Source organism: Pseudomonas capsici (genome assembly GCF_017165765.1).
Taxonomy (GTDB): Bacteria; Pseudomonadota; Gammaproteobacteria; order Pseudomonadales; family Pseudomonadaceae; genus Aquipseudomonas; species Aquipseudomonas capsici.
Genome location: NZ_JAFGZD010000012.1, coordinates 55,440 through 74,723 on the forward strand (window position 1 = coordinate 55,440; position 19,284 = coordinate 74,723).

A 19,284-nucleotide genomic window follows, 5' to 3' on the forward strand; every position below is an offset into this window, starting at 1 on the left:
GTGTTAAGGCTTTGCTCGCATCCGGCAGGCCTTGGTTATGCTGTTCCCCTTTGCACAAATGGCCTGAACAATGACCAGGATTATGCTTGTCGAGGACGACATTGCGCTGGCAGAACTGATTGCAAGCTATCTCCAGCGTTTTGAATACGATGTCACGGTCGTCAACCGTGGAGATCGTGCGCTTGAGGGCATGCATCGGCTGCGTCCCGATCTGGTCATTCTCGATCTCATGCTGCCGGGACTCGATGGTTTGCATGTCTGTCGACAGCTGCGTGACGAAAGCCCCGTTCTGCCTATCATCATGCTCACGGCCCGGGACAAGAACGACGATCAGATTCTTGGCCTGGAAACCGGTGCCGATGATTACGTCGCAAAACCCTGTGACCCTCGCGTGCTCCTGGCGCGAATCCGCACCCTGTTAAGACGCAGTCTTTCTACCGAGACGCGTCACGATGCCCAGCAGATTGCTCTGGGGCGACTCATGATCGATCTGACCGAGCGCCAGGTGCAATGGCGCGACCAGGATGTCGAACTTTCCTCCGGGGAGTACAACCTGTTGCTGGTGCTTGCCAGCCACGCGGGCGAAGTATTGAGTCGCGATCAGTTGATCCAGCAGTTGCGGGGCATCGAATTCAACGGGATCGACAGGTCGGTCGATGTCGCCATTTCCAAGCTGCGCCGCAAGTTTGAAGACAATCCGGCAGAGCCCCGCAGGATCAAGACCGTATGGGGCAAGGGCTATCTGCTGAGCCGCTCGGAATGGGACGAGTAGCCTTGCGGCCTCGCCTCGCCACTTTTCCCTCCCTTGCAGGATGACTGACCGCCATGTTCAAGATGCTCGCCCGGCTTTACCTGATCATGCTGGTGACCTATGGCATCGCACTCTTTGCCATTCCCGAGGTTGTACTCAAGTGGTTCAACCAGCAAACCATCACCTATAACCAGGATCAGGCAAAAGGTACGCTGAGCCTGATCAGGCAGCGTTTCGATCAGACACCGCAAACGGCATGGCCGGCCCTGGAAAACCAGCTCAAGGCAGATTTTGCCCCGTATCGGTTAAGGCTGCTCTCCATAAGCGACCCGGGCCTGACAGACTCTGAGCGCAAGGCACTCACACAAGGCCTGAATGCCGTACGTTCGGACAATTATGGCGAACTGGGTACCGCGCTCACCCTGGTTGCCCCGGATACGGTTGTCGAACTGATAGCGCCCGATGCGCCCGTCGATATCAACATCATGTACTGGCTGATCAATATTCTGATCGGTGCAGCATTGCTGGCCTGCCTGCTGATATGGGTCTGGCCTCACTGGCGTGACCTGCAACGGCTCAAGCGTACTGCAATGACGCTGGGAAGCGGCAATCTGGCGGAGCGTACGCAAATTTCACCCCGCTCGAATATCGGTGATCTGGCTCAGGTGTTCGACAAGATGGCGCAGGATATCGAAGGCCTGCTCAATCAGCAGCAGGAGCTCTTGAATGCGGTATCCCATGAATTGCGTACACCGCTGTCGAGGCTGGAGTTCGGCATGGCACTGGTCATGGCCGATCCTCTGGAGCCACCGACAAGGCTGCGTCTTGAACAGATGGTGGGCCACATCCGGGAACTGGATTCGCTGATCGATGAACTGCTCTCCTACACTCGACTGAAATCACCGAACCAGCGTCCGCTCCCCGAAGCAATGCCACTGCAGACTTATCTGGACAGCGTGCTGGGAGGCTTTATCGATGAACAGGAAAACAAGGGATTCACATTACTGCTGTGCCTTGAAAAGGCGGCCGGGCAGTTTGTGCTTGACCCTCGGCTGACCGCACGCGCCCTGCAGAATCTGGTCGGCAATGCCATTCGATACTGTGAGAAGGTGGTACGGGTCAGTGCCGAGCTGACGGAGCAAAGCCTTGTCATCAGTGTCGAGGATGACGGGATTGGTATACCTGTCGCCGAGCAGAAGCACATATTCGAGCCGTTCTATCGCCTGGATCGAAGTCGCGACCGTGATACGGGTGGGTTCGGTCTGGGGCTGGCCATCAGTCGTCAGGCGATTGAATGCCAGGGCGGCAGGATCACTGTCGATTCATCACCTTTGGGCGGTGCCCGGTTTGAAATACGCCTGCCAGCCAGATCTGATGACTGATCCGTATCAGTCATCATGAAGCTCGCCGGGTGTCTCGGTTCGCTTCGACCAAACTGATGAACCAAGCTGGCCGAAGCGAAAACCATCACGCGATATGCAATACCTTTCCTCTGGTCTCGGCAATGGCTTTCTCCAGAGCGACCTGGAAGATACTGACCAGCACATCGACTTCTTCAGCCTGAATGATCAGCGGCGGCAGGAAACGCACGACCGCTCCGTGGCGTCCGCCCAACTCCAGAATGACACCCAGGTGCAGGCATTGGCGTTGAATGGCCTGGGCCAGAGCGGTATCCGCTGCTGGCACACGGCTGTCGCCCGGTGCGTCGCTGACGATTTCCACACCCACCATCAGGCCACGACCGCGAACCTGGCCCAGGCATGGGTAATCGCTCTGCAACTGGCGCAGCGAGCTCATCAGGCGTTGCCCCATGACGTCGGCATGCCCCGGCAGGTTTTCGCTGATGATATGGCGCAGGGTTGCAGCACCAGCCGCCATCGCCATCTGATTGCCGCGGAACGTGCCGGCATGGGAGCCGGGCTTCCAGGTGTCCAGCTCTTCCCGGTAAACCACCACGGACAATGGCAAGCCGCCGCCAATGGCTTTGGAAAGCACGAGAATATCGGGCTCGATACCGGCGTGTTCAAAAGCAAAGAGTTTGCCGGTACGGCCTATGCCGGTCTGTACTTCATCGATGATCAATGCAACGCCATGTTTGCGGGTTAGCTGGCGCAGGCCTTGAAGCCAGCGTACCGGCGCGGGTATCACACCGCCCTCGCCCTGCACGACTTCGACCACGATGGCGGCCGGCGGCAGCACACCTGATTCCGGATCACCCAGCAGTTGTTCGATGAAATGCAGCCCGGCATCGACACCCGCTTCACCGCCAATGCCGAACGGGCAGCGGTAGTCATAGGGATACGGCAGAAACTGCACGTCGGCCATCAGAGAGCCCAGCGCCTGTTTAGGCCCCAGGTTGCCCATCAGGCTCAAGGTGCCCAGGGTCATGCCATGGTAGCCGCCGGAGAACGACATGACCGGTTTGCGTCCGGTGGCGATACGCGCCAGTTTCAATGCTGCCTCGATGCCATCGGCACCGGTAGGGCCACAGAACTGGATGCGCGCATGGCGGGCAAAGTTTTCGGGCAGCGCAGCGAACAGGTCTTCGACAAAACGATCCTTGACCGGTGTCGTCAGGTCCAGAGTATGCAGGGGCAAACCGGAATCCAGCGTCTGGCGCATGGCTTCGATGGCGACCGGATGGTTATGGCCCAAAGCCAGAGTCCCCGCTCCCGCCAGACAGTCCATGAACAACTGGCCTTGAGTATCGCGTACATAAAGGCCATGAGCTTCCTGCAACGCCAGTGGAATGCGTCGCGGGTAAGAACGGGCATTCGATTCCCGTGCAGCCTGGCGCTGCAGGTACTCATTGGTGTTCAGCTCACGGGGTGCTTGCTGACGAAACTGTTCCAGTGTGAAGCTTGCACTGGATGCCTGGCGAGGCTGGACGCTTTCCATTATTGAATCCCTGAAATTGAAAACACAGTCGCAGGCAATCAGCCCTGCCCTTGTACCTGCATGGCCTGGCGCAGGCTCAGCGGTCGCATGTCGGTCCAGACTTTCTCGATATAGCTCAGACATTCTTCCTTGCTGCCCTGAACATCAAGAGTGCGCCAGCCTTGGGGCACAGTGCGGTAATCCGGCCAGATGGAGTACTGTTCCTCATCATTGACTACAACCAGAAAGCGCGTATCCGGACTGTCCAGACTCATTGTTTTTCTCCTTGATAGGTTTTGATACATTCTCGATACATTACTACGAATGGTAGCAATTCTCATTAATATTTTATTACCGACACAGCTTTCCCAGTCATCGATGACAGGATCAACAGTCGCAAGACGCTGACGCCCTGTTTATACTTCCAGCCCTTCTGAACGATAACTGCTCTCAGCAAGCGGTCCACGGATGAGTCGATGATTCCCAGCCTTGCCCCGCTGTTCACCGGTCCTCTCGCCGACTACGGTGAGAAACTGCAACTGCGCAGCCTTCCACGGACCGACGTACCGGGTGACCTGTTCTTTGAGCACGAGCATTTCGGTGCATTCGTCGATGGCCTGTTACTGCGCTACCAGACCGATGAACGTCTTGCCCTGGTGTCGCTGTGGTCCAAGTGGTACTTCAGCACCTTCATCGCACCGGTAATGGCCGCCAGCCTGCTGCAACAATCGGCACTGCCGCTTGCCCTGGCCGATACCGGTCTGCAACTGGGTGCCGATTCCAGACCCAAGGCACTGCATCTGGCCCATGCTGGCAAACCCCTGTCTCCCTGCTCGGCCTTCGAGCGTTTTCATGACCTGATCGACGAGCACCTGACACCCGTCATCGACGCCCTGGTCAATGTCACCCGTGCCTCACCCCGGCTGTTCTGGAGCAATGCCGGCAACACGTTCGAATTCGTCACCAGCCGTCTAGAGCTGCACCCGCTGGTCAACCCGCAGAGCACCGCACCGGCCAGGGAAATCCTCACTGCCCGCCTGCGCCCTGACGGCCGACGCAATCCGTTGTTCGCCCCCGTGCGCTATCACGACACCGGCGAGAGCGAGCCGCTGCGCCTGAGGCGCATCTGCTGCATTCGCTACCGGCTTCCCGGTGTCGGCTATTGCAGCAGTTGCCCTCTGGATGAGTGCAGACAGCCGGACTGACTATTTCACCAACTGGAAAGGGTTTTCGGTTTCCCGGTCGTAATCCACCAGATGACCGTAATCCAGGCGATAGACGCGGTCGGCGACATCGAAATAGCGGTCGTCGTGGGTGATGGCGATCACCGTCTTGCCAGCGGCCTTCAGCTCGGGCAGCAGGTCGTTGTAGAACACATGGCGGAATACCGGGTCCTGATCCGCCGCCCATTCGTCGAGCAGGAAGACTTCCCGCCCTTCCATCATCAGCATCAACAGTGCCAGGCGCTTGCGCTGCCCCATGGACAGCGATGTGGTGGACAGACGCCCGGCCGCGAACTCGACTTTGTGAGCCAGCCCCAGACGCTCCAGATAATGATCCACCCGGGCTTCGAGCCCTTCATGGTTGCCTGCTTCTCCCAGCACATCGGCGAACAGATAGAAGTCGGCAAAGATGGCGGCGAAATGCTCGCGATGCCACTCGCTGGTACTGGCATCGAGCACCACACCATTGAGCGATACCTGCCCCGACGTCGGCACGTAGAGCCCCGTCAGCAACTTGGCCAGGGTGGACTTGCCGCTGCCATTGCCACCGACGATGAAAATCAGCTCACCACGCCGGATCGACAGATCCACAGGGCCCAGCTCAAAGGCAAATTCATCGCTCTGGCCGGGATAGCGGTAGCGCACGTTCGACAGGCGCAGCTCCTCAAAAGGCTGCGAAGCCTGCTCCGGTGTCGTGAACTGCACCGTTTCACCCAGAGCCAGGGAATCGATGGCCTGCAAGGCCACATGACCACGGATAACGGCCGGAATGGCATCCAGAATCATCGAGATCGGTGTCCGCAGGAACATGATTGCCAGTACGTAACCCACCACCACCTGCTGGTTCAGCCAGCCAAGCCCCTGGCCCAGAAAGAACAGCGTACCGATCAGCACGAATACCAGCAGCGTCGTCCAGTTCAGGTTGATTGCCCACAAGGTATCGGCACGCACCGAGGCATCCAGCGAGGCGCGGGCAATGGGCTCCAGCTTCTGCTGATAGAGCTGGTGCCGACGCTGGCGGCTCAGGCCCAGCTCGCAACGACCATGAATGGCGGCCTCGAACTGCTCGGTCAACTGGTCATCCTGGCGTCGCACCGCCTGCATCAGAGTCTTGATCTTGCGCCCGAGCAACACATCGAGGCCGACCCCGAAGGCAATCACCAGCAGTGTCAGGAAAAAGAACGGCAGACTCAGCCAGGCCATATAACCCAGGCCTGCCAGCAACAGCAGACCGTTGTACAGGGAAATCGGCAGTTGCTTGAAGGCTGTGGCGACGGTGGTCACGTCCTTGGTCAGTGCGTTGTAGATGCGTGGGCTGCCCAGTCGCTCAATGCGCTCCAGCGCAGTGCCCAGCACCTTGCCTACCAGTCGCAGCCGCAACTGGTAAACCAGGCGATGACCGATCTGCACCAGCAGCGACTGTGAGGCAATCCCACTGACAAACAACAGCATCAACAAGCCGCCGAATATCAGCAAGGCCTGGCCGATATCGCCAGGGCCATGCTCAAGGCTGCGGTTGATGTAACCAATCAGACCGATACTGGCCGCTGCACTCAAGGCACTGCTCAGCACCGCAAGAAAGATGCGCCACCGAGCGTTATGCAGCAGTTCTTTCAATAAAATCATGACGCCGATACCACCTTGGCAGAAGTTTCCAACAGTAGAGGCAACAGGCTTTCGGCCAGTCGAGGTTCGCCAGGTACTTCGTGATGCCCCACGTCCAGCGTCCATTGGCGAACGGCCTGCTGCGTATGCGCTTGCCACTGGGCACGCAGATCCGCATGGACATTGCCACGCCACACCCAGACCGGCACATCGACGACAGGCAAGGCCTGCTCATACAGGCGGGTCTTGATCGAGCGATACTGCTTCAACAGTGCAAGCAGTTCGGCGTCGGCGGCTTCCCATTGCAGATGCGAGCGTACCTGAGGATCGTTGAGCAACAGGTTGACGCCTTCGGCATAGTCATGACCGGCCAGCAGGCTCGTCAAGCGCTCGCGCAAGGATTCGCCAATCGGCTGTGCATGGCTGCGGCAGTAAAAGGCAAAATCGGCAATCAACTGCCCCGCCTCATCGCCCTCACCCGCCAGACTGCGCCGGGCATCGTGATCGAGCACTGCAAGCCCTGCGATGTTAAAACCACTGGCCTGCAAGTGCGGCACCAGCAACAAGGCCAGTCGCGAAGCGAGGCTCCAGCCCAGCAGCACCAGAGGCCGCTGTTTCAATTCGACGGGGATGCTCGCCACATAGTGCTGCAACAGCGCATCCATAGCGCCTTCATCCCAGCCTTTTTCCACTGCAGCCAGACCAAAGACCGAGACTTGAGGCCCCAGATTGTCCACCAGCGGTTGATAGGCCTGCAGATGCCCCTGGGCTCCGTGCATCAGCAACACGGCGGGCGACTGTTCGTGAGCCTCATTCAGCACTTTCCAGGGTCCGCTGCTCTCGCCTTTGCCCAGACCATTGACCAGATTGCGCACCGTATGCCGTTCGAACAGAAGGTTGGTTGGCAGATTGAGCGCAAGACGCTCGCGCAGCAGCGATATGACCTTGATTGCTGCCAGCGAATGCCCGCCGACGCTAAAGAAGTTGTCGGTCACGCCCAGATCCTCGACACCCAGCACCTCGCACCAGATGGCCAGAATGGCGGTTTCCAGCTCACCGACCGGCGCCACGCGGGTGTTCTGCAAACGCTGCCGGGCACGCTCCAGCAGACTCTTGCGATCCAGCTTGCCGTTGCTGTTCAGTGGCAGGGCCTTGAGCTCCAGAATGCCGCTGGGCAGCATGTAGTCCGGCAGTTGACGAGCCAGGCTGGCACGCAGTTGATCTGCGCTCTGAGAACCGGCTTCGTCCTTGACGATAAAGGCCAGCAGACGCGCATGATCGCCTTCGCCATCCAGCAGCACCGCGGCCTGCAAGACGCCCGGCTGACCCAGCAGTGCCTGTTCGACTTCTGCCAGCTCCAGGCGGAAACCGCGAATCTTCACTTGCTGATCGTTACGTCCCAGGATGCGCAGTGCACCATTGGCCTGACGCAAGGCCAGGTCGCCGGTGCGATACAGGCGGCTGCCGCTGAGCGGATCGACACCAAAGGCATTGCCGCCCACATCACCCACGTAGCCTCGTCCGACACTGGCCCCACTGATGCACAGCTCGCCAGCCTGCCCCGGTGGCACCGGGCGCTGCTGTTCGTCCAGCAAATGGATACGGTTATCTCCCAGCACCTGACTCAGCGCAGTGCCTGCCACACCCTGCTCGAGATCGATGGCCTGCCAGAGCACGCCGACCGTGGTTTCGGTCGGGCCATAGTGGTTGTACACGCGGCAGGCCGGTTTCGACTCGACCAGACGACTCAGCAAATGCTCACCCACAGGCTCGCCGCCCAACACCAGCACCTGCCTCGGAAGCACCTCGACGGCCTGCTCGCCCATCAGGGCTTCGAGATGCGAAGGCACGATCTTGAGGACATCCAGCGGGTAGCGCTTGAGTTCTTCGGCAAAGGCCCGGGCATCGGTCACGGTGGATTGCTCCAGCACATGCACGCATCCGCCTTGCAACCAGGCCGGGAAAAGTACGGTATTGCCCAGATCCGCGAGCAACGACGACACCAGCCCATAATGCCCGCCCTCGGGCAGTTTCAGGGCTCGCGTCACTTGCGTGGCGTAATGGCGTAGCTGAGCCTGTTCGATCTGCACGCCTTTCGGTTTGCCGCTGGTGCCCGAGGTATAGAGCACATAGGCCAGATCCTGCGCCTCAGCAGACACCGGCGTATCGAAGACTGGGCCGTTGCTGGCTTCTGACCAGTTCAGGGTCACAAGCGAGGTTTCAGGCAACTCTTCCATGCACAGCAACAGCGCTGGCTGGGCGTCTTCCAGAATGCCGGCCAGACGCAGCGGTGGCTGCTTCGGGTCCAAAGGCAGATAGGCGGCACCGACCTTGAAGCAGGCCAGCATTGCCACCAGCATCTCGGCCCCCCGTGGCAGATACAGACCGACCACTTGCTCACGACCGATACCGGCCTGATGCAGGCTGCCAGCCACCCGGTCGCTCAGGGCATCGAGTTCGGCATAAGAGAATATCTGCTCCCCATAGCGCAGTGCCGGCCGATCCGGTTGTGTGCGGGCGTGCTCACGCAAGGTGGCGACGATATCGAGATCGGCTTCCAGTTCAGGGCGAGCCGTTGCGGCCAGCAGTTCCCCGGGCAGATGAAGCTCAAAAGCATCGATTCGGCCGTTGGGTGACTGCACCAGTTGTTCAAGCCAGGGGGCAAAGCGCTGTAGCAACACCTGCGCCTGCTCGCCACGATACAGGCCCTCGTCATAGGAAAGCGCAAGCTGCCCAAGGCCCTGTGCATCCAGGGTCAGTTGTACTTGCAGCTCCACCGGGGTGTCGAAAGACAACACCTGCATGTCGTGCAGTTGCGACGTGTACAGAACCCGCAATCCGGTCTGGAAGCTGGCGCGCCACTCCGGCAGCAGTTGGGCCTGGCCCACATATTCCTGCCACTCGACAGCGTTTTCCAGCTGTCGGCTCAGTTGCCGGGCCACGCTGGTCAGGGTGCTGTGTTCGGAGAGCTGCACCACCATTGGCAAGGTCTGCTCGAACAGACCATAAGCGCCCTGCAACTCTTCATAGTCATCCCGTGGGTCATGCTGCAAGCCCAGTTGGCCATGCTGTTGACCATTGAGCCTGCCCAGCAGAGAGCCCCAGGCCGACAGTGCCAGTTGCTCGACATCCAGGCCTTCGTGCTCGGCCAGCGCACTCAGCGCAGTCGTCAGTGCCTCGGCAAGTTCCAGGCGAACCACGCCATGGCTGCCACTGGCGACGCCGTAGCGTTCGATCAGGCGCATGCCAGGCACGTCCTGCAAGGCCAGATTGCGCCAGAACTGCGCGCCCTGCTCGGCATCTTCGTCCAGTTGCAGGCCGTTGATCCACTCGACATATTCGCCGTACTGCATGGGTTCGGCTTCAAGCGCTGCACTTCGGCCCAGCAAATGCTCTCTCAACTGGAGCAGGCTGCGTTGATCCAGCGAGTAGACCGGGACTGCCAGGAGCAGGCTGTCGTCCAGCAGCCAGGCCAGCACATCCGGTTGTTCAACCTGACAATGACGCTGCGCCTGTTCCAGCCAGCCTTGCGCATCATGGCCGTCACCGGCATGAGCCTGACGCCAGTCCAGGCGCAGCTCGTGGTGTTCGGCAACCCGCTGGCGCAACGCCGTGGCCCCGACCGGGCGTTGATAGCGCAGACGCAGGGCCTCGTGTTGTTCAAGGCAGGCACGCAGACGTTGTTCGATGCTGCCTGCGGGTACACCGGCCAGTTGCATCCGTACCCAGCGCCAGGCCTGTGGGTTGGCCTGGGCCAGTTGTTTCTGTTGCGGTGAAAGCGTCAGTCCAAGATCCATCATGGGTTCAACTCTGCGTGGGTCGCTTCGGTCTGCGCCGGGGCAGCCATTACCTGATCACGGCCATAGATCTCGCCCATGGCCACCACAATTTTTCGCTCGCCGTCGAACGGGTCCCGGGCATGGGCCGCCAGCATGTTGTCGAGCATGACCACATCGCCCTGCTGCCAGTCGAAACGCACAGCGCAACGATCGTAGGCGGCGTTGATGGCTTCGATGGCGCTTTCTTCAAGCTCCGAACCGTCGCCGTAGAACACCTGCCGCGGCATGCTTGCCTCGCCATCGCGCAGGAACTGCTCGCGGATATCGGCATCCAGAAAGGCCGGATGGTACAGCTGGATCTGATTGAAGAAGCTCTCTTCGCCGGTCAGCGGATGCAGAATCACCGCCGGACAGACCTGACGGGTGTGCAGATCGTTGGCACCGCGCCACTGGAATTCGATATTGCTTTCACGGCAGATCCGCTCGACCTCGGCACGTTCCTCGGTCTGGAAGAAGTGCTGCCAGCTGACGTCCAGGCTGGTGCTGAAATTGCGCACGTACATCAGTTGTTTGCTGCGCAGCTTCGCCTGCAGCCAGGCCGGCAGTTCACGGTAGACCTCGCGGCTGTCGACAATCGGCGTCGCCCCACCGGTGGTGGCCGGAATCTCGCAATAGAACCACTGCCGACGCGGCCAGCGGTGCTGATGCGCGCTCTCGTTGTGGAACAGGATCATCCGGTCCTTGGGGTATGGCGTAGACTTGTAGATGTTCTTGCCGCCCTCTTTCTTGGGCAGGTCGCCGTACTGGCCGTAGAGCTGCGGGCACAGGGACTGGCAGAAACTCTCGAAATCGACCGGCGTCGGCAGGTCGAAACCACGGAACAGAATGCCGCCATGCTCGCGCAGCCAGTTCTCGACCTTGTCGCGGTTGGCTTCGGCCCAGATGGCGGGTGCCAGTTCACGGTCGCGCAGAGTCACCAGCAAGGGGAATTTCGAGCCTTCGCGCAACGGTCGGGCTTCGATGGGCTCGCGGGCGGCGGGTGAAGCGCTCTGGCGCATCTTGCCCAATTTGCTCATCTTGCGTTGCACCGGGTTGTCCGTGGACATTGCAGCAGCTCCCTTTACTGTCGGAATCAAGGTATCGATAGGTTTTTCAGGCGCGACGAGGGCCATTTCCAGCAGTGACGCGAAGGCATCGCGCAGGCGTTCGATGGTCGCCGGGCGGAACAGGCTGGTGCGATACACCCAGCGCAGGCTGATCGCATCGCCGTCTTCGCTGGCGAACAGCGCCATGTCGAACTTGGAATGATGCTGCTCGCCGGTCAGCGGTTCGACCTGCAGGTTGCCCAACCGACGTTGCTGACGCGGTGTGTTGTCGAGGACAAACAGCGTTTGCAGCAGCGGATGCAGATTGGCCACCCGAGGCAGTTCCAGGCATTCCACGACCCGCTCGAACGGCGTGTCCTGCCAGGCGAATGCTTGCAGGCAAAGCTCCCGGACCTGCTGCGCCTGTTCACGGAAACTCAGTTCCGGTTGCAGGCGGATACGCAAGGCCAGCAGGTTGACGAAGAAGCCGATCAGTGACTCGGTGGCAGGATGGTCGCGGTTTGCGACATCGGTACCGATTACCAGGTCGCGGCCTTGAGTCTCGCGCTGCAAGACAGCGGCATAGCAGGTCAGCAACAGCATGAACGGTGAATTGCCGCTGTCCTGGGCAAAGGCTTTCAGGCGTTCGACGATAGCAGCAGACAATTGGAAATCCAGGGCCGCGCCGGTGCCGCTATCGCGTTCCGGGCGCGGAAAATCGAACGGCAAAGGCACGTTAGCGGGAATTCCGGCCAGATTGCGCCGCCAGAAGTCCAGACCTTCGCGCTGACGCAACTGGACCGCAGGCGAGCCTTGCCATACCGCATAGTCGACGTACTGGATCGGCAAGTCGTCCTGATCGGGTTGCAGGCCCGCACTCCAGGCTTCGTAGCCTTGAATCAGCTCATCCACCAGTATCGCGCCGGACCAGCCATCGGAAGCGATATGGTGCATGACCAGTTGCAGCACATGTTCCTGCTCGTCCAGGCGATACAGCACGGCCCGCAAAGGCGCTTCGCTGCCCAGATCGAAAGGCCGCAAGGCAACCTCTCGAGCTTCGATTGGCCATTGGGCTTCGCTGGAGTCGATCATTTGCAGCGCGACCGACAGATCCTCATGAATCCGCTGGCGCAACTCGCCGCCTTGCTGATGATAGGTCGTGCGCAAGATGGCATGACGACCGACCAGACGCTGTAACGAACGCTGCAACGACTGGCTGTCCAGCTCACCGCGCAAGCGCACGTTGCTGCTCATGTTGAAGCTGCTGTCGGCCAGATCCAGTTGCTGCATCAGCCAGACCCGCTGCTGTGCCGACGACAATGGTTGCTCGATGTGCCGGTCGACGTGAGGAATCGCCAGTGAGCCGATATCCAGATCACGCGCCAGACCTTCCAGCCGTACAGCGAGTTCGGTCAGTACCGGAGTCTCAAACAGCCAGCGCAGCGGCACTTCAAGGCCCTGCTCGCGCAAGCGGCTGCGGACCTGGGCCGCCATCAGCGAATGCCCGCCCAACTGGAAGAAATGGCCGTCGGCAGGAATCTGCTGGCGTTTCAGCACTGCGCCCCAGATGTCGGCCAGCATGCTTTCGCTGGCCGACAGCGGTCGCCGATCGGCGCTGATTGTCGGGCTTTCCAGCTGCAAGCGTGGCAGTTGCTTGCGATCCACCTTGCCGTTGGTATTGAGCGGCAACTGTTCCAGCGACTGCAAATGCGTCGGCAGCATGTAAACCGGCAAGCGCGCCTGCAAATAGTCGCGAATCTCGGCTTCGCCGGGTGAGCTGCCAGCCTCTGCCACCCAGAAAGCGGCCAGATGCTCGCCCTGCACGGCCACGACCGCCTGGATCAGTTGCGGGTGACTGAGCAGCACCGCTTCGATCTCGCCCAGTTCGATACGGAAACCGCGCAGTTTGATCTGATCGTCGGTACGGCCCAGGTAATACAGTTGCCCATCGGGCTGCCAGCGCGCCAGGTCGCCGGTGCGATACAGGCGGCTGCCATCGGTGCTGAACGGATCGGCAATGAAGCGTTCTGCCGTCAGCCCAGGTTGTCCGGCATAACCGCGGGCCAGGCCATCACCGGCGATGTACAGCTCACCGACGCAACCGGTCGGCACTTCGCACAAATGTTCGTCGAGTACGTGGCAGCGGGTATTGAGCAGTGGTCGGCCAATCGGCGCGACAGGCAATTGCAGCGCATCGATCGGGGTTTGTGTAGACCATACCGTGGTTTCTGTCGGGCCATAGACGTTGACCAGATGAGCCACCGATTGCCGCAGTTCGGTGGCCATTTCTGCCGACAAGGCTTCACCGCCTGCCAGCGCCACACGCCCTGCCAGCACCTGACGGTCGCCCTGCAACAGCATGGCCCAGGTGGCGGGAGTGGCCTGAATCAGATCCACGGACCGATCCTGGATCAGGCGAGCGAGCAGTACCGGATCCTGGCGCTCGTCATCGTCGGCCAGCACCACGGAACCGCCGCGTACCAGCGGCAGACACAGTTCCAGGCCGCAGATATCGAAGGTGACGGTAGTCAGGGCCAGATAACGCTGCACATTTTCCAGGGGCAGCGCCTGCTCCATGGCCAGCAGGAAGTTGGCGAAGTTGCCGCGACTGATCTGCACGCCCTTGGGTTGTCCGGTGGAACCCGAGGTGTAGAGCGTGTAAGCCAGTTGCTGAAGATTTCTGTCAACCGCCGGAGCCTGTGCCGGGAACTGCGCCAAGGGCAGATCGGCCCAGAGATGGCTGCGCAGTTGCTCGGGCAAGTCTGCATTCCGTGCATCGCAGATCAGCAATTGTGGCTGCGCCCGAGTGAGGATCTGCGCCTGACGGGCTGCCGGATGACCGGGATCGAGCGGCAGGTAAGAAGCACCGGCCTTCTGGATCCCCAGGATGCACACCAGCAGTCTTTCGTCTCGCGGCAGGCAGAAGGCAATTGTCGATTCGTGACCGACGCCCTGCTCCAGCAGCCAGTTCGCCAGCCGGTTGGCCTGGGCATCCAGCGCCGCGTAACTCAAGCGCCGATCTGCGCTGTACACCGCAACACGCTCGGGATAGAGAGCAGCCTGGACTTCAAAGCGCGTTACAAAATCCGCTTCGCAATGCAGGTCCATGGATGTACCTGCCGTGGCCAGTCGTGCAACCGAGTCCAGCGGCACTTCCAGCAGGTTCTGCTGAAGATCGAGGCTCGTCAGGCTGCCCAGCAAGCCCTGGTAATCCTCGACCAGCCGTTTTGCGGTTTCAGGACGCAGCAGCGCGGTGGCGTACTCGACAATCAGGCGGGTATTGGCATCGGTGCCACGGCCGTGGGTGAACAGGTTGAACGTCAGATCGAACTTGGCACTGACCACACCGTCCGGCAGCGCCAGCGACTCAACGCTGACACCCGGCAGGCTGAGGCGGCGGGAGTCGCCATGGTCGATCTGGTAATTGAACAGATTCTGGAACACCGGGGTGCGATCCAGATGGCGCTCGAAATCCAGCTTGTCCAGCAATTGCTCGAACGGCAGCTCCTGGTGGGCCATATCATCGGCCAGTTGTCCGCTGAGCGTCTTGATGAACGATTGCAGGCTTTGCCGGGCATCGATCCGTACACGGTGAGCCAGGGTGTTGACGAACAGGCCGACCAGCGCCTGACCCGCAGCCGACTCACGCCCGGCCACCGGCAAGCCGATAGCGAAATCCGTGCGTCCGGCATGTCGCCAGAGCAGCAACTGGTAAGCGGCAAAGTACAACACGAATGGCGTGACACCCAGCGCTTTGGCCTGTGCATCCACTGCCGCACTCAGCGTACCCGGCAAGGCAAATTCGTCACGGGCACCGGAATAATCCTGCACCGCTGGCCGCAGGCAGTGATCAGGCAGTTCCAGAGGCTCGTTGCCCAGATCCTGCAACCGTTGCTGCCAATAACCCAGCAATTGCTGGCCCTGCTCGCCGTCCAGACGCTCGCGCTGCTCCTTGATGAAAGCCAGCAGGCCGGTTGCCGCAGGTGTTGGCTGGCCCTGGTAGATCAGCGCGAAGTCCTGCACCAGCAGGCCCATGGACCAGCCGTCCACGGCAATGTGGTGCACATTGAACAGCAGGCGGTAATCGCCGGGTGCAATGCTGAAGACATCGATGGCCAGCAACGGCCCGTTGAGCAGATCGAAAACACGCCGGGCTGCCTTGGCAATACTTGCCTGCTGCTCCGCTTCGCTCAGACCGCTGAGATCATGCACGTTGAAGATCGGCGCAACCGTCTCGTCCATACGCTGCCAGACCTGCCCCGTCTCTTCAAAGAAGCGGCAGCGCAAGGCCTCATGGCGCTGAACCAGGGTCTGACAAGTGCTTTGCAGACGCGGCACATCCAGATCACCGCGCAAGGCCAGCAATTGGGTGACGTTATAAGCCGTTTGCGCCGGATCCAGTTGCTGCATGAACCACACCCGCTGCTGGGCGTGGGACAAGGGCTGTGGTTGATCTGCGGCCTGTATGGCCACTGGCGGCGTAGCGGGTTTTGCCGCAACGGGTTTCAATACTCCGGCCAGTTGCCGGGGCGTCGGGTTTTCCAGGAGTTGCCGAGGAATCAGGCGCAGTTCGGCCTTACGCAGACGTGCAATCAGTTGCAGGCTGAGGATCGAGTCACCGCCCTCGGCAAAGAAGTCGGCATCTGCACCCAGCCCCGGTTGCTCAAGCAACTCGCGAAAGGCCTCGATCACTGCAAGCAAGGCCGGTTGCTGGCGGCAATCGATACACAGGGCCATGCTCACCAGCGTGGAATGCTGCAAAACGTCACGGGGCTTGAGCTTGAGTCCGGCACGGGAAGCCAGGCCGATCAGTTGCAGGCTGAGGATCGAATCACCGCCAAGGGCGAAGAAATCATCCTCGCGTCCGACCTGAGTACAACCCAGCACCTGACACCACAACTGCGCCAGATGCTGCTCCGTGGCGCCAATCGGTGGCTGAGCGGCGGCGCTGGCTGCTTCACCTTCGGTTGGCTCAGGCAAGGCGCGACGATCCAGCTTGCCATTGGCCGTCAGCGGCAATGTATCCAGCACCTGCCAGTGTGCGGGCAGCATATGCTCAGGCAATTGACGACGGGCTTCTTCCTGTACGCCAAGCAGTTCTTCGGCGCTCAGTGCAGGGCTGACATAGGCCACCAGTTGCGTCCGGCCCTTGATTTCCATAGCCAGTACCGCGCCCTCGCGGACCTGCGGCTGGGCATTGAGCCAGGCACTGACTTCACCCGGCTCGACACGGAAACCACGAATCTTGACCTGATCGTCCTGACGACCGAGAAACACCAGACGCCCGTTGCGGTCCAGGCGAACCCGGTCGCCACTGCGATAAAAACGCTGGCCCTGAGCCGTGGAGCCGAACGCCCTGGCGGTCAGTTCAGGCTGGCCGAGATAGCCCTGGGCAACCTGTGGGCCTGCAATCAATAGTTCACCGGCCACCCCCACAGGCACCGGAATGTCATTGCCATCGACAATGCGCAACTCACAGTTGGCCAGCGGCTGCCCCAACGGCAGGTATTGTCCGGTCTGCACTGAGTCGAGGGACGGGATTTCGCCGCAGATCACACCGACCGTGGTTTCCGAAGGCCCGTAGTGATTGAAGATGCGCAGTTGCGGTGCCAGTTCGCGCACCTGTGTAAACAGGGCCTGATCAAATCCCTCGCCGCCCAGAATCAGCGTTTCCCTGGGCAACACACGCCGGGCATCGTCCAGCGCCAGCAAGCCGCGCAAGTGCGAAGGCGCGATCTTCAGGCAATCCACGGGCTGCTCGTCGAGGAAATCAGCCCAGCCTGGCGGGTCGAACGTCAGGGATGCAGGCGGCAGCACCAGCGGATCGCCGGCATTCAGGGCCGCGAATACGCAGGTCAGGCCCAGATCCGCTGCCACGGTAGCCAGGGTCGCCCAGCGGCTGCCGGGTTTTGCCTGGAGGCGTTGGCCAACAGCAGTCGCGTAGTGCGCCAGATTTTCGTGGGTGACCAGCACGCCCTTGGGCTGACCGGTCGAACCCGAGGTATAGATCAGATAGGCAGGCAGATGTAGCTGGCTGAGGCTCTGCTCCAAATCCACAGGTGCATCAGCCGACCAGACGCTGGAGGTCAGCGCAAGGTGCGCAATATCCACACCGGTTTCAGGCGCTTCGGCCAGGGTCAGCCACAGGCTCGCGCCACTGTCCTGCAACAGTTGTGCAAGTCGTTGCGGCGGCTGGGCAGGGTCGAGAAACAGACAGGTCGCACCGCGTTGCCAGCAAGCCAGGGTCGCCAGCAATTGCTCGGCGCAGCGGGGCATGCACAGCGCAACCACATGGCCAGGCTCGACACCCTGCCCGGCCAGTCCTGCCGCCAGTGCATGGCTGGCGGCACCCAGCGTTGCGTAATCGATGTTCTGCTCGGCACTGCACAAGGCCAGGGCGTTCGGCGTATGGGCCGCCCAGTGCCGGACTTGCCGATCCAGCGGCAAGGGCGTCGAGCCCAGTTCAGGACCATGCAGCTCGCTTGGCGGCGAGACCATCTGCAACTCGGCCAGACGTCGCTGGGGATGGCTCACAGATTGTTCGAGAATCGCCAGCAGGTCGTCCAGCATTTGCTCGACCGTTGCAGCCTCGAACAATTCGTCGCTGTATTCCAGCTCGCAGCGCAGTCGCGAGTCGGCGGTGCGCACCATGCGCAGCGTGAGGTCGAAACGGGCATGACGTTGTGGCGGGTCAAGCACTTCGACCGCAACACCGGGTAATTCCAGGGTTCGGCTCGCGGGTAGATCGACCTGCACGAACATGACCTGGAACAGCGGGCTGGAACGTGGGCGCTCAAGGCTTTCCAGCACCTTCTCGAAAGGCAGCAATTGATGGTCGAAAGCGGCTGCGACGGTGTCACGGGTACGCAGCAGTGCACTGCTGAAATCGGGGTTGTCCTGTAACTGCTGACGGATCACCAGCGTATTGAGCAACGGGCCTATGAGCGGTACCAACTCTGGCCGGTCACGCTGGGCTGCGGAAGTCCCCAGGCACAGGTCGCTTTCGCCGCTGTAACGCGACAACAGGCAACTGAAAGCGGTCAGACCGTAGATATACAGCGTCACGCCCTGCCTGCGAATGGCCGCTTCCACTGCTGTGGTCAGTTCGGATGAAAGCTCACGGGCCAGTACCGCGCCGCTATGACGACGCTGGCTGGCTGCAGGTCGTGGTCGATCCAGCGGCAAAGCCAACGACGCCGGAGCATCCGCCAGTTGGGTGCGCCAGAACTCCAGGTGTTGCTGGCAACTATCGCTGTCCAGCCACTCCTGCTCCCAGGCCGCGTAATCGGCGTACTGGATGCTCAGCTCGGGCTGTCGGGCGGGTTCGTTCAGGGCAAGTGCCCGATAAGCCTCGGCCAGCTCCAGGGTGAGCTGCTGAGCCGACCATGCGTCGTAGGCCACGTGATGAATGGTGAAAAACAGCCAGGTCGACTGCCCCTGGGCGTCGCTGAAAGCCTGCCAGCGCCAGGGTGCCGAGCTGGCCAGATCGAAGGGTTCGGCAAGCTGACGTGCGTATTCGTCGGCACACCACTGCTCGTATTCATGTGCCTGCAGGCTCAAGCGCTCGACCTTTGGCAAGAAAACCTGCAAAGGTTCGCACTGAGGCTGCAACTGGCCCTGTGCATCGCTGATATAGCGGGTGCGCAGGATCTGGTGGCGATCGGTCAACTGTTGCATGGCCTGTTGCAGACGCTGGCCATCGAGGTCTCGATCGAAATGCAGGACCGAGCACAGGTTGTAGAGCGCACGGCTGCTCAGGGCTTCGGCCGACAGAAAGCGTCGCTGCGCCTGGGCCAGCGGCAGGCTCTGGCCTTCGCTGTGCACGGCAGGCACGATCGGCAGCCGCCAACTGTCGATGCCCTTCTCGGCCAGACGCTGGCGGAACAGCTTTTTCTTGTCCGCAGGCAAGGAAGCCAGTCGTTGTGCAATCTCCAGGAACGCTTGTTGCGTCATCCCACTCATTC

General features: G+C 60.8%; 8 protein-coding genes. 3 read left to right on the forward strand and 5 right to left on the reverse strand.

All coding sequences use genetic code 11. From position 1 onward, the window contains the following. Positions 1 to 70: 70 nt before the first annotated feature. Both JSY17_RS16585 and JSY17_RS16590 read left to right on the forward strand, forming a co-directional pair. Complete coding sequence (locus JSY17_RS16585) at positions 71 to 772, forward strand: response regulator (protein WP_122370565.1); 702 nt, start codon at positions 71 to 73, stop codon at positions 770 to 772. Positions 773 to 825: 53 nt separating this feature from the next. After that, the gene (locus tag JSY17_RS16590; RefSeq protein ID WP_206402443.1) at positions 826 to 2,133 is read left to right on the forward strand and encodes an ATP-binding protein; all 1,308 of its coding nucleotides are present in this window, start codon (positions 826 to 828) and stop codon (positions 2,131 to 2,133) included. Between the two features lie 85 nt (positions 2,134 to 2,218). Here JSY17_RS16590 and JSY17_RS16595 read toward each other — a convergent pair whose 3' ends face one another. Both JSY17_RS16595 and JSY17_RS16600 read right to left on the reverse strand, forming a co-directional pair. Continuing rightward, on the reverse strand, positions 2,219 to 3,649 hold the full coding sequence (locus JSY17_RS16595) for a diaminobutyrate--2-oxoglutarate transaminase (protein ID WP_200978039.1): 1,431 nt from the start codon (positions 3,647 to 3,649) through the stop codon (positions 2,219 to 2,221). A gap of 38 nt (positions 3,650 to 3,687) precedes the next feature. Further along, entirely contained in the window at positions 3,688 to 3,903 is a 216-nt protein-coding gene (locus tag JSY17_RS16600) for an MbtH family protein (protein ID WP_117163267.1), read from the reverse strand. A 201-nt stretch (positions 3,904 to 4,104) separates the two neighbouring features. Between JSY17_RS16600 and fhuF the strand changes: the two genes are divergently transcribed. Further along, positions 4,105 to 4,833 (forward strand): siderophore-iron reductase FhuF, encoded by a 729-nt coding sequence (gene fhuF, locus JSY17_RS16605; protein ID WP_206402442.1) that lies wholly within the window; start codon positions 4,105 to 4,107, stop codon positions 4,831 to 4,833. Here the strand turns inward: fhuF and JSY17_RS16610 are convergent, their stop codons facing one another. The 3 genes from JSY17_RS16610 to JSY17_RS16620 are packed head-to-tail and all read right to left on the reverse strand — an operon-like array spanning position 4,834 to position 19,282. Next, complete coding sequence (locus JSY17_RS16610; protein ID WP_206402440.1) at positions 4,834 to 6,477, reverse strand: cyclic peptide export ABC transporter; 1,644 nt, start codon at positions 6,475 to 6,477, stop codon at positions 4,834 to 4,836. After that, the gene (locus tag JSY17_RS16615; RefSeq protein WP_206402438.1) at positions 6,474 to 10,256 is read right to left on the reverse strand and encodes a non-ribosomal peptide synthetase; all 3,783 of its coding nucleotides are present in this window, start codon (positions 10,254 to 10,256) and stop codon (positions 6,474 to 6,476) included. Before JSY17_RS16615 ends, JSY17_RS16610 begins: the two co-directional genes overlap by 4 nt. Next, positions 10,253 to 19,282 carry a non-ribosomal peptide synthetase gene (locus JSY17_RS16620; protein WP_206402436.1) on the reverse strand — a complete coding sequence of 3,010 codons (9,030 nt, stop codon included), beginning with the start codon at positions 19,280 to 19,282 and terminating at the stop codon, positions 10,253 to 10,255. Before JSY17_RS16620 ends, JSY17_RS16615 begins: the two co-directional genes overlap by 4 nt. Positions 19,283 to 19,284: the final 2 nt, after the last annotated feature.

Bases quoted from the DNA above. Each gene is read 5' to 3' on its own strand.
- JSY17_RS16590 (WP_206402443.1), top strand. From the start codon at position 826: ATGTTCAAGATGCTCGCCCGGCTTTACCTGATCATGCTGGTGACCTAT.
- fhuF (WP_206402442.1), top strand. From the start codon at position 4,105: ATGATTCCCAGCCTTGCCCCGCTGTTCACCGGTCCTCTCGCCGACTAC.
- JSY17_RS16610 (WP_206402440.1), bottom strand. From the start codon at position 6,477: ATGATTTTATTGAAAGAACTGCTGCATAACGCTCGGTGGCGCATCTTT.
- JSY17_RS16600 (WP_117163267.1), bottom strand. From the start codon at position 3,903: ATGAGTCTGGACAGTCCGGATACGCGCTTTCTGGTTGTAGTCAATGAT.
- JSY17_RS16620 (WP_206402436.1), bottom strand. From the start codon at position 19,282: ATGAGTGGGATGACGCAACAAGCGTTCCTGGAGATTGCACAACGACTG.
- JSY17_RS16615 (WP_206402438.1), bottom strand. From the start codon at position 10,256: ATGATGGATCTTGGACTGACGCTTTCACCGCAACAGAAACAACTGGCC.
- JSY17_RS16585 (WP_122370565.1), top strand. From the start codon at position 71: ATGACCAGGATTATGCTTGTCGAGGACGACATTGCGCTGGCAGAACTG.
- JSY17_RS16595 (WP_200978039.1), bottom strand. From the start codon at position 3,649: ATGGAAAGCGTCCAGCCTCGCCAGGCATCCAGTGCAAGCTTCACACTG.